Source organism: Agrococcus sp. HG114 (genome assembly GCF_024723325.1).
Lineage (GTDB): Bacteria > Actinomycetota > Actinomycetes > Actinomycetales > Microbacteriaceae > Agrococcus.
This window is the reverse complement of the sequence record NZ_JANQCH010000074.1, coordinates 1-11,099: the sequence shown is the minus strand read 5'-3', so window position 1 is coordinate 11,099 and position 11,099 is coordinate 1. Positions and strand designations below refer to the sequence as shown.

Sequence of the window (11,099 nt, the reverse complement as noted above, 5' to 3'; positions counted from 1 at the left end):
CGGCCGCTCGTCGAGCGGATCCTCGCGCGCGGCGACGAGACGCGCGCGATGCTCTCGACCACCGCGGTCGTCACCCAGCTCGCCGGCGCCGCCGCGCCGAACGCGCTCGCCGAGGATGCGACGGCCGTCGTCAACGTGCGCATCGCGGTCGGCTCGAGCGTCGAGGAGGCGGTCGCGCACGTGCGCCGCGCGATCGCCGACCCGCGCGTCGAGCTCGAGGTGCTGCACGGCCACGGGCCGAGCCCGGAGAGCCCCTCGAGCGGCGCGGGGTGGGAGGCGATCGAGGGCGCGATCGGGCGGCTCCGCCCGGATGCGCGCACCGTCCCGTACGTGATGCTCGGCGGCACCGACGGCCGCCACGCGCACCGCATCACCGACCGCGTGTACCGCTTCGCGCCGTTCGAGATGACCCGCGAGGACCGCCTCACGCTGCACGCGCGGAACGAGCGCATCCGCATCGACACGTGGCTCGACGGGTGCCGCTGGTACGCCGACCTCATCGAGTCGAGCTGCTGATGACGCGCTTCGCGATCGACGCGCCCACCGCGCTGCGGATCGTGCGCGAGCGCGTGCCGCTCGGCGAGCACCGCCTGGTCGGCACGGGCGCGCTGCGCTCGCAGGTCATGCAGCTGCTCGCCGACGAGGTGCGCGCGGGCTCGCTCGACGAGCCGACGGCGCGCGCCGAGCTCGAGGCGCTCGCGGGCCTCACGGTGCGCCTGCTCGCCGACCGCGTCTCGCGCGCGACCGCGTGGCGCATCGCGAGGCGACTCGACTGGGCCGAGATCGCGCCGGCCGAGCTGCTCGCGGTCGCGTCGCTCCAAGCAGACGTGCTCGTGACCGACGACGACCGGCTCGCGGCCGGGGCCGAGGGCGTCGTGGAGCGGATGCGGTGGGCCGAGTTCGCGGCCGCGCTCAGCTGAGCGCGCGGCGGCCCCGCAGCCGCTGCACGAGCTGCAGCGCGGCGACCCCGAGCACGGCACCCACGAGCAGGGTGAGGATCGTCACCGCGAACGCGACGAGCAGCACGGCGCCCTGCGCGAGGGCGCTCGCGTGCCACATCGACCACGGCGACATCCGCCACCACGACCCGTGCGCGCCCGCGGTGAGCGGGAGCACGACGAGCACGTAGGCGCCGCGCGGCCACCACCAGTGCCACGTCTCCGCGTGCACGACGGCGAGCGCGATGCCTGTCGGCACGAGGATCGCCAGCGCGGAGCGGCACAGCGCCACGAGGGTCGTCGTGGGCCGCTCGTCGTACCTCGCGTCGATGCGGCCCGAGACGGGATTGGCCACCCGCGATGCCTGCTCCATGGCACCTCCTGGCGTGCAGTGTGCCCGAGGTGCGGCACCCCGCGCCACTCACGTGCGGGAGGCGCCACTCAGGAGCGGGACGCGCCACTCACGTGCGGGAGGCGCCACTCAGGAGCGGGACGCGCCACTCACGTGCGGGAGGCGCCACTCAGGAGCGGGACGCGCCACTCACGTGCGGGAGGCGCCACTCAGGAGCGGGACGCGCCACTCACGTGCGGGAGGCGCCACTCAGGAGCGGGACGCGCCACTCACGTGCGGGAGGCGCCACTCAGGAGCGGGAGGCGCCACTCACGTGCGGGAGGCGCCACTCAGGAGCGGGAGGCGCCACTCAGGAGCGGGAGGCGCCACTCAGCGGGCGGCGGGGCGCTACATGCGCGACTTCGTGTGCCAGACCGTCTTCGTCTCGGTGAGGGCGAGGATGCGCTGCGGCGTCTCGGGCGCGTTGCCCGGCTCCGGGCGGATCACGCGCTTGAGCGTCTCGGCCGCCGCGACCTCGAGCGCGACCCAGTCGAGGTCGCCGGCGCCCGTGAGGTCGAGCGCGTTGACGTCGGCGTGGCTCGCGAGCCACGGCGCGAGCTCGGCCGGGTCGCCCGTGAGCACGTTGACGACGCCGCCCGGCAGGTCGCTCGTCGCGAGCACCTCGGCGAGCGAGATCGCCACGAGCGGCGACGATGCGGCGGGCACGACGACGACCGCGTTGCCGGTCACGAGCGCTGGCGCGACGACCGAGGTGAGGCCGAGGAGGCCCTCGCGCTGCGGCGCGACGATCGCGACGACGCCGGTCGGCTCGGGCACCGAGAGGTTGAAGTACGGGCCCGCGACGGGGTTGGCGCTGCCGGCGACCTGCGCGATCTTGTCCGTCCAGCCGGCGTGCCACACCCACAGGTCGATCGCGTCCTCGACCTGCGCGCGGGCGCGCGAGGCCGAGAGCCCCTCGGTGCGCTGCAGCTCGTCGGCGAACTGCGCCTTCCGGCCCTCGAGCACCTCCGCGACGCGGTAGAGCACCTGTCCGCGGTTGTAGGCGGTCGCGCCCGCCCAGCCCGGCTGGGCCTTGCGTGCCGCGCGGACCGCGTCGCGCGCGTCCTTCCGCGACGCCTTCGCGACGTTGGCGACGAAGCGGCCCTCGCCGTCGCGCACCTCGGTCACACGACCCGACTCGCTGCGCGGGAACGCGCCGCCGATGAAGAGCTTGTACGTCTTCGGGACGTCGAGGCGCGTGGTCGTCTTCGCCGTGGTGGTCATCGCTCGCCTGCCTTCAGGTACGCCTGCATGCCCTGGATGCCGCCCTCGCGGCCGTAGCCCGACTCCTTGTAGCCGCCGAACGGGCTCGCGGGGTCGAACTTGTTGAACGTGTTCGTCCACACGACGCCCGCCCGCAGCCTGTCGGCGACGGCGAGCACCCGCGAGCCCTTGTCGCTCCAGATGCCGGCCGAGAGGCCGTAGGGGGTGTTGTTCGCCTTCGCGATCGCCTCGTCGGGCGTGCGGAACGTGAGCACCGACAGCACGGGGCCGAAGATCTCCTCGCGCGCGATCGTCGAGGACGCCTCGACGCCCGTGACGACGGTCGGCGCGAACCAGTAGCCCTCCTGCGGCAGCTCGCACGCCGGGCTCCAGCGCTCGCCGCCCTCGGCGACGCCCTGGTCGACGAGCCGCGTGATGCGCTCGAGCTGCTCGCTCGAGTTGATCGCGCCCACGTCGGTGTTCTTGTCGAGCGGGTCTCCGACGCGCAGCGTCGCCATGCGCTCCTTGAGCCGGTCGAGCACCGCGTCGTGCACGTTCTCCTGCACGAGCAGCCGGCTGCCGGCGCAGCACACCTGGCCCTGGTTGAAGAAGATGCCGTCGACGATGCCCTCGATCGCCTGGTCGAGCGGCGCGTCGTCGAAGACGATGTTCGCGCCCTTGCCGCCGAGCTCGAGCGTGAGCCGCTTGTCGGTGCCCGCGAGCGCCTTCGCGATCTCGCGGCCGACGGCGGTCGATCCCGTGAAGGCGACCTTGTCGACGTCGGGGTGGCGCACGAGCGCGGCGCCCGTCGAGCCGTCGCCCGTGATGAGGTTCACGACGCCCGCGGGCAGGCCGGCCTGCTCGCACACCTCGGCGAAGAGCATCGCGGTGAGCGGGGTCGTCTCGGCGGGCTTCAGCACGACCGTGTTGCCGGCCGCGAGCGCGGGCGCGACCTTCCACGCGAGCATGAGGAGCGGGAAGTTCCACGGGATGACCTGCGCGGCGACGCCGTGCGGCTGCGGCGCGGCGCCGAGGCCGAGGTGGTCGAGCTTGTCGGCCCAGCCGGCGCAGTGGAAGAACCACTGCGCGACGAGCGGGATGTCGGCGTCGCGCGTCTCGCGGATGGGCTTGCCGTTGTCGAGCGACTCCGCGACCGCGAGCTCGCGCGCGCGCTCCTGCAGGATGCGCGCGATGCGGAAGAGGAGCTTGCCGCGGTCGCGGCCCGACATGGGGCCCCACACGGTCGTGAAGGCGGTGCGCGCGGCGCGCACCGCCGCATCCACGTCGCCCTCGTCGGCATGCGCGAACGTCGCGATCCGGCGCTCGGTGCTCGGGCTCACGGACGCGAACGGCGTGCCGCCGCCCGTCACCCACTCGCCGCCGATCCACAGGCGGTACTCCTCGCGCAGGGAGAGGATGGACGTCGACTCGGGAGCCGGCGCGTAGTCGAGGAATGCCATGGGGACCTCAGTCGATCGTGACGTAGTCGGGGCCGGAATAGCGGCCGGTGGTGAGCTTCTGGCGCTGCTGCAGGACGTCGTTCAGCAGGCTAGAGGCGCCGAAGCGGAACAGCTTCGGGTCGAGCCACGCCTCGCCGCACGTCTCGGCGACCGCGACGAGGTGCTTGATCGCGTCCTTCGCGGTCGCGATGCCGCCGGCGGGCTTGACGCCGATGCGCTCCCCCGTGAGCCGCTCCCAGTCGCGCACGACCTGGAGCATGAGCAGCGTCACGGGCAGCGTCGCGGCGGGCTGCACCTTGCCGGTCGAGGTCTTGATGAAGTCGCCGCCCGCGAGGATCGACAGCCACGACGCGCGGCGCACGTTGTCGTACGTGACGAGCTCGCCGGTCTCGAGGATGACCTTGAGGTGCGCGTAGCTGCCGTCGGTGCGGCGGCACGCCTCCTTCGTCAGCACGATCTCGTCGAAGACCTTGCCGTAGTTCCCCTCGAGGAACGCGCCCCGGTCGATGACCATGTCGATCTCGTCGGCGCCCGCGGCGACCGCGTCGCGCGTGTCCTGCAGCTTGACCTCGATGCTCGCGCGGCCGGCGGGGAACGCGGTCGCGACGGCGGCGACGTTGATCCCGTCGTCCTTGCCCGCGCTCCACGCCGAGCCGAGCGCCTCGACCGCGTGGCCCACCATGTCGCCGTACACGCACACCGCGGCCGGGCGAGGGGTCGACGGGTCGGTGGCGTCGGGGACGAGCGCCTTCGCGACGAGCGAGCGCACCTTGCCGCGCGTGTCGGCGCCCTGCAGCGTCGTGAGGTCGATCATGCGGATCGCGAGGTCGAGGGCGGCGGCCTTCGAGCTCGTCTTGATCGAGCGGGTGCCGAGCCGGGTCGCGCGGGCCTCGAGGCCCACGGCGTCGACGGCGGGCAGGCCCTCGAGGTGCCGGCGCAGCGCCACCTCCGACAGGTCGCTGCCGAGCAGCTGGACGGCGCGCTCAGCAGGCGCGAGCGCTGCGCTGGTCGATGTCACGCGGTTCCTTCTTCCGGGGCACTCGCGGCTCCGCCGGATCGGGTGGCGGATGGGTGCACGGCAGTCTACCGATCCGCGCCGGGTCGAGGGGCCGGGGCTCCGCGCCGCGGCTCAGGCGTCGACGGCGTCGACGATCGCCCGCGTCCGCTCGACGTCGCGGTGCATCTGCGCGACGAGCTCGTCGAGGCTCTCGAAGCGATGCATCGGTCGGACGAAGTCGACGAGCTCGAGGCTGATCGGGCGGTCGTAGAGGTCGAGGTCGACGTCGAGCAGGTACGCCTCGACGGTCTTCGCCGCGACGCCGTCGAACGTCGGGTTGTCGCCGATCGAGACGGCGGCGGTGAACGCGCCCGCGTCGACCCGGGCGATCGCCGCGTACACGCCGTCGGCGGGCACGAAGCCCTCGACGGGGGCGCCGAGGTTGGCGGTCGGGAAGCCGAGCGCCCGACCGCGCTGGAAGCCGCGCACGACGTCGCCGCGCAGCACGTGGCGGCGGCCGAGCATCGCGTTCGCCTCCTGCACGCGACCGAGGCTCAGCGCCTCGCGGATCCAGGTGGAGGAGACGCGGCGGCCGTCGGCGAAGCAGATGTCGTCGATCGACTCGACGCGCGCGCCGCGCGGCGCCGCGTGCTCGCGCAGCATCGCGGCGTCGCCCGCGCCGCGGTGGCCGAAGCGGAAGTCGTCGCCGACGAGCAGCACGCGCGCGCCGAGCCCGTCGAACAGCACTCGCTGCGAGAACTCCTCCGCGGGCTGCGCGGCGGTCTCGGGCGTGAACGGCACGACCACCACGCGGTCGGCGCCCGCGGCGCGCAGCAGCTCGACCTTGTGCGCGAGCGAGACGAGCGGCAGCGGCGCGCGGTCGGGGCGCACGACCTCGAGCGGGTTGCGGTCGAAGGTGACGACGGTCGTGACGAGGCCCTCGGGCTCGGCGAGCGCCCGCAGCTGCTCGATGATGCGCTGGTGGCCGATGTGGACGCCGTCGAACTTGCCGATCGTCACCGCGCTCGGCATCGCCTCGAGCTCGTCGATCCAGCCGAGGCCGCGCTCGGCGCGGCCGCTCACGCCGGCACCCGCTCGCGGCTCGCCCGCAGCCACCAGAGCCCGAGGAACGGCAGCACGGCGGGGATGAAGAGGTAGCCCATGCCGTAGCGGCTCCACACCGTGTCGTGGGCGAAGAGCTCGGGGGCGACGAGCGAGAGGGTGCCGACGACCGCGACGCCGACGAGCTCGAAGCAGACGGCGGCGAGCGCGACGCGCCGCCACGCATCCTTCGGGCTCGCGAGCGCGACGGTCGCGACGAGGTAGACGACGGCGGCGACGGCGCTCAGCGAGTACGCGAGCGGCGCCTCGTCGAAGCGCTGCACGATTTGCACGAACGAGCGGCCGGTCGCCGCGAGCGCGAGCACCGCGTACACCGCGATGAGGACCCGGCCGATCCCGGCATGCTTGCGCTCGCTCATCGGATCGATGATACTCCGGGCGCTCAGGCGACCTGCACGAACCAGATCTGGTGCATGCGGTACACCATGACGGCGCACGCGAGGATGCCGACGCCCACCACGAGCGTCGACCACTCCCCCTTCTTGTCGACGAGCGCCCACAGCACCGCCGCGGGCGGGATGACGAGCGCCGTGAGCAGGTACGTCCAGTACTCGAGGAGGTCGCCCGAGGGCCCGGCGCCCGCGATCGGCGCGATGATCGAGGCGACCGTCTGCACGACGAGGGTGAGGAGCGTGAACGCGGCGGCGCCGAAGACGAGGTCGCCGAAGGGGCGGCGCGCGAGCCCCATGATCGCGACGACGGCGCCGATGGCGCCGAGCACCGCCGCCTGCGCGAGCATGAGCCACGGGATCACGGGGCACCGCCCGTCGGGAAGTTGGTCACCGGCAGCATGCGGCGGCCCTCGACTCGCGCGATGCCGACGAGGCGCTCGCCGTGCACGGCGGCGACGATCCCGGCCTCGCCCTCGAGGGCGATTGTGCGGCGGCCGTTGGCGAGGTTCGCGGCGCGCTCGTCGTCCAGGCGGGCGACGGGCAGGATGCGCGCGGCGGCGCGGGCAGGCGGCAGCAGGAGCCGCTCGGCCTCGTCGGGCAGCGCGTCGGCGAGCGGGGCGCTGTCGACCTCGAACGGGCCGATGCGGGTGCGGCGCAGCGCGCTCAGGTGGCCGCCGACGCCGAGCGCGGCGCCCAGGTCGCGCGCGAGCGCGCGGATGTAGGTGCCGCTCGAGCAGTCGACGACGACGTCGACCTCGGCGCGGGGACCGGGGCGGAACGCGAGCGCCTCGAAGCGCGCGACGGTCACGGGGCGCGCCGCGAGCTCGACCTGCTCCCCCGCGCGCACGCGGGCGTACGCGCGCTCGCCGTCGACCTTGATCGCGCTCACCGACGACGGCACCTGCTCGATGTCGCCCGTGAGGGCCCGCATCGGCGCGACCAGGTCGTCGCCCGACACGTGCGACGCATCCGCCCCGCCCGTGACGTCGCCCTCGGCGTCGTCGGTCGACGTCGAGGCGCCGAGCACGATCGTCGCCGTGTAGGTCTTGTCGAGCCCGACGATGTGGGTGAGCAGCCGCGTCGAGGGGCCCACGCCCAGGATGAGCAGGCCCGTCGCCATCGGGTCGAGCGTGCCCGCGTGGCCCACCTTGCGGGTGCCGAGCGCCCGGCGCGCGCGGCTCACGGCGGTGTGGCTCGTGATGCCCTGCGGCTTGTCGACGAGCAGGATCCCGTCGGGGTTCGAGGCGGCGGCTGGCACCCGACGAGCCTACCGATCGTGCCCGGCAGCGCGGCTGGGTCAGGAGCCCGCCCCCGGGACCTCGTCGATGTCCTCCTCGTGGTCCTCGACGTCGGGCCACGCGGCGATGTCGATCCCGTGGTTCTCGGGCGACGATCGTCCACCAGCCGCGCGGGTTGCGGTCGACGAGGCGCCCGCCCGCCGCGAGCGCCGCCTCGACCCGCGCCTCGGCGTGATCGGCCGGCACCGAGATGTCGATGTGCATGCGGCCGCGGCCCGGCTTCGGCGGCTCGAGCTCGTGGACCCACACGTGCGGGTTGCGGCGCTGCGGGTCGATCGCGTCGGCGTCGTCGACGAGCCGGTACCCCATGACCGCCGCCCAGAACGGCCGCACGTCGGCGCCCCGGTCCTGCGCCACGGCGAGGCCCGTCACCATGAGCTGCGACGGGTCGGGGCGATGGCCGCGGGCGCGCGCGACCTCGGAGATGCGCCGCGCGAGCTCGGCGTCGACCTCGCTGAGCGCACCGTTCAGGCGCGTGAACGTGCGGATCGTGACGCCGTGCGGGCGCACGTCGAGATCGGGGTCGTGGCCGACCTGCGCCGCGACGTCGGCGACCGCCGTCACGAGCGACACCGCGTGGGCGAGCGAGTCGCACGCGTAGTAGGCGTAGGCGCCCCAGTACAGCACGCGCCAGTCCTCCACGCCCGGGCGGGAGTGGAAGGCCCGCGCCGTCAGCCGCTCCGGGGCACGAGAGGTGTCGGTCACGGGCGCCTCCTGCGGTCGTGGCCGCGGCGGTCGCCGCCGGCCGGTGCCCGTACGGTAGGGCGCGGATGCCGCGCGGGGGAAGCCCCGAGCGGCCCCGTCGCCCGGCAGCCGGAGCCGGCATGGCGCCGGATAGCCTGCACGCATGGCGATCGGCGAGGATCCTGCACGGCCCGAGCGGCAGCGCGTCGCGGTGATCGGCGCGGGCGCGATCGGGGGCACGATGGCGGCGCTCCTGCACGCGGCGGGCCACGACGTGACCGTGACCGCGCGCGGCGAGCACCTCGCGGCGATCCGCGCCCACGGGCTGCGGCTGCGGGGCGGCTTCGGCGCGCTCACGGCGCCCGTCGTCGCGCTCGAGCGGCTCGAGGAGGCACCGGATGTCGCGATCCTCGCGGTGAAGGCGACCGGCGCGGCCGCCGCGATCGAGCAGAACCGCGCCGCGCTCGACGCCGTGCCGCTGCTCGTCGCGCAGAACGGCCTCTACGGCGAGCGGGAGGCGGCCCGGCTGCTCGGCCACGACCGGGTCGCGGGCGCGCTCTCGCTCATCGCCGCGAACTCGCTCGAGCCCGGTGTCGTGACCGTGACGGCGCCGAGCGCGACCGTCGTGGGCGGTGCCGAGGCGGAGCGCTTCGCGGCGCTCCTCGGCGAGGTGATGCCGGTCGAGCGCACGCCCGACCTCGAGGGCGCCCAGTGGACGAAGCTGCTCATCAACATGGTGAACGCCATCCCGGCGATCGTCGGCCACTCGGTGCAGGACGTGATCCGCGACCCGGGGCTGCGGCGCGTGATGGTCGCGTCCATGCGCGAGTGCGCGCGCACGGGGCTCGCGAGCGGCGTGCGCTGGCAGCCGATGCAGGGCCTCACCCCCGCGCTCGTGCGCCTCGTCGCGTGGGCGCCGTCGCGCATCGCGCAGCAGGTGCCGCTGCGCATCAGGGGCCGGCTCGGCGACGTGCCGAACCTCGGCTCGACGCAGCAGTCGATCCGGCGGGGGCAGCCGACCGAGGTCGACCGCATCAACGGGGCGGTCGTCGAGGCGGCCGCGCGCGTCGGCCGCGAGGCGCCCGTGAACGCCGCGCTCGTCGAGCTCGTGCACGAGGTCGAGCGCACGGGGCGGTTCGCCGCGCCCTCGGTCGTGCGGCGGCTCGCGTAGCGGCCGCGCCGCTCAGCAGGAGTCGGCGAACACCTGCACCGGGCGGCGCCAGTCGCTGTTGTCGACGATGAAGGCCGCCTTCCGGCGCGGATCGACCGCCCGCTCGTAGAGGTCGTGCGCCTCGCGGTACCGCCGGTGCGAGGGGTGCTCGACGTCCGGGTGCGCGCCGTCGCGGGCCCGCAGCCGCTCGCCGCGCACGCGAGGGTCGGCCTCGAGGTGGACGACCGCGTGCCACTTGCCCGCGAGCGCCGGGCGCTGCAGGAAGACGCCGTCGACGATGAGCACGACGTCGGGGCCCGCGGTCTCCCACTCCATCTCGAGCGGCGTGTCGGTGCGCAGGTCGAACGCGCGCGTCACGAACCCGGTCGAGCCGCCCATCCGGAACGGGTGCAGCAGCACCCGGTCGAGCAGCTCGGTGTCGAACGCGTCCTCGTAGTAGCCCTTCGGGGAGTCGCGGCCCTGGCGGTAGCGGAACGCCTGCGGCCGGTGGAAGTCGTCGGCGCTCGCCCGGAACGCCTCGACGCCCGCGCGCGCGAACGCGACCTGGAGCGCATCCGCGAACCGCGTCTTGCCGACCCCGTCGCGGCCCTCGACCGCGATGAGCCTGCGGCCGCGCGGGTTGCGGCGGAGCAGCTGGTCGACGAGGTCGGTGTAGAGCGCCTTCTGCTCAGGGCTCCAGGATGCGGCCTTCATGAGCAGCGCGCGGTCGACCATGCGGCCAGCCTAGGCGGTGCGCGCCGACCGGCCCCGGCTACGCTGGTCCCGATGTCGGGGGTAGCAGGGCTGGGCTCCGAGCCGGCCCTGCGGTCGCTCGCCGGCTGGTACCGCGAGCACGCGCGCGACCTGCCGTGGCGGCGGCCCGACTTCGACGCGTGGGGCACGCTCGTGAGCGAGGTCATGCTGCAGCAGACGCAGGCCGCGCGCGTCGCGGTCGAGATCGACCGCTGGCTCGAGCGCTGGCCCACCCCCGCCGACCTCGCCGACGCCCCGACGCACGAGGTGCTGCGGCAGTGGGGCACGCTCGGGTATCCGCGGCGGGCGCTGCGGCTGCAGGACACCGCTCGCGCGATCGTCGAGCGGCACGGCGGCGAGGTGCCGCGCGACGTCGAGGCGCTGCTCGCGCTGCCCGGCGTCGGCGACTACACGGCGCGCGCCGTCGCCGTCTTCCACTTCGGCGACCGCCACCCGGTCGTCGACACGAACGTGCGGAGGGTCGTCGCGCGCGCCGTGCACGGGCGCGGCGAGCAGGCTCCCGCGGCGAAGCGTGACCTGCGCGACGTCGACGCGATCCTCCCGCCCGGGCGCGACGACGCATCCGTCGTCTCGATCGCGCTCATGGAGCTCGGCGCGCTCGTCTGCACGGCGCGCGCGCCGCGCTGCCACGAGTGCCCGATCGCCGACGCGTGCGCGTGGCGTGCGGCCGGGTACCCGCCGTCCGAGGGG

Annotated in this window: 13 protein-coding genes and 1 pseudogene; 4 read left to right on the top strand and 10 right to left on the bottom strand. The window is 74.6% G+C overall.

Going from position 1 to position 11,099, the window contains the following annotated elements:
- On the top strand, positions 1-516 hold a 516-nt coding region (locus tag NWP09_RS08505), incomplete at its 5' end, for a peptidase dimerization domain-containing protein (protein ID WP_258275090.1).
- The gene (locus tag NWP09_RS08500) at positions 516-920 is read left to right on the top strand and encodes a hypothetical protein (protein ID WP_258275089.1); all 405 of its coding nucleotides are present in this window, start codon (positions 516-518) and stop codon (positions 918-920) included. The genes NWP09_RS08505 and NWP09_RS08500, both read left to right, overlap by 1 nt.
- On the opposite strand, the gene NWP09_RS08495 is transcribed toward NWP09_RS08500, so the two are convergent.
- The 9 genes and pseudogenes from NWP09_RS08495 to NWP09_RS13540 form a co-directional block, all read right to left on the bottom strand.
- Positions 913-1,311: a hypothetical protein gene (locus NWP09_RS08495; protein WP_258275088.1), complete on the bottom strand. Its 399-nt coding sequence runs from the start codon at positions 1,309-1,311 to the stop codon at positions 913-915. The two genes, NWP09_RS08500 and NWP09_RS08495, sit on opposite strands and share 8 nt — an antisense overlap.
- Positions 1,312-1,677: 366 nt before the next feature.
- On the bottom strand, positions 1,678-2,553 hold the full coding sequence (locus NWP09_RS08490; RefSeq protein ID WP_258275087.1) for an aldehyde dehydrogenase: 876 nt from the start codon (positions 2,551-2,553) through the stop codon (positions 1,678-1,680).
- Positions 2,550-3,992, bottom strand: a complete 1,443-nt coding sequence (locus NWP09_RS08485; protein ID WP_258275086.1) for an aldehyde dehydrogenase family protein — start codon at positions 3,990-3,992, stop codon at positions 2,550-2,552. The genes NWP09_RS08490 and NWP09_RS08485 overlap by 4 nt, the downstream gene beginning before the upstream one ends.
- A 7-nt stretch (positions 3,993-3,999) precedes the next feature.
- Entirely contained in the window at positions 4,000-5,010 is a 1,011-nt protein-coding gene (deoC, locus tag NWP09_RS08480) for a deoxyribose-phosphate aldolase (protein WP_258275085.1), read from the bottom strand.
- Between the two features lie 111 nt (positions 5,011-5,121).
- Entirely contained in the window at positions 5,122-6,072 is a 951-nt protein-coding gene (locus tag NWP09_RS08475) for a bifunctional riboflavin kinase/FAD synthetase (RefSeq protein WP_258275084.1), read from the bottom strand.
- Positions 6,069-6,470, bottom strand: coding sequence for a hypothetical protein (locus tag NWP09_RS08470; protein WP_258275083.1), 402 nt, complete (start codon positions 6,468-6,470; stop codon positions 6,069-6,071). The genes NWP09_RS08475 and NWP09_RS08470 overlap by 4 nt, the downstream gene beginning before the upstream one ends.
- 23 nt (positions 6,471-6,493) lie before the next feature.
- Positions 6,494-6,865: a hypothetical protein gene (locus tag NWP09_RS08465; protein WP_258275082.1), complete on the bottom strand. Its 372-nt coding sequence runs from the start codon at positions 6,863-6,865 to the stop codon at positions 6,494-6,496.
- Entirely contained in the window at positions 6,862-7,761 is a 900-nt protein-coding gene (gene truB / locus NWP09_RS08460; protein ID WP_258275081.1) for a tRNA pseudouridine(55) synthase TruB, read from the bottom strand. Before truB ends, NWP09_RS08465 begins: the two co-directional genes overlap by 4 nt.
- Before the next feature lie 124 nt (positions 7,762-7,885).
- Positions 7,886-8,650, bottom strand: a pseudogene (locus NWP09_RS13540) (VOC family protein); the annotation flags it as partial.
- Here NWP09_RS13540 and NWP09_RS08455 point away from each other — a divergent pair.
- Positions 8,649-9,656, top strand: coding sequence for a ketopantoate reductase family protein (locus NWP09_RS08455; RefSeq protein WP_258275080.1), 1,008 nt, complete (start codon positions 8,649-8,651; stop codon positions 9,654-9,656). The pseudogene NWP09_RS13540 and the gene NWP09_RS08455 overlap by 2 nt on opposite strands.
- A gap of 12 nt (positions 9,657-9,668) precedes the next feature.
- On the opposite strand, the gene NWP09_RS08450 is transcribed toward NWP09_RS08455, so the two are convergent.
- Positions 9,669-10,370, bottom strand: coding sequence for a uridine kinase (locus NWP09_RS08450; RefSeq protein WP_258275079.1), 702 nt, complete (start codon positions 10,368-10,370; stop codon positions 9,669-9,671).
- 51 nt (positions 10,371-10,421) lie between these two features.
- Between NWP09_RS08450 and NWP09_RS08445 the strand changes: the two genes are divergently transcribed.
- Positions 10,422-11,099: A/G-specific adenine glycosylase (locus tag NWP09_RS08445; RefSeq protein ID WP_258275078.1), on the top strand; the 678-nt coding region annotated here is incomplete at its 3' end.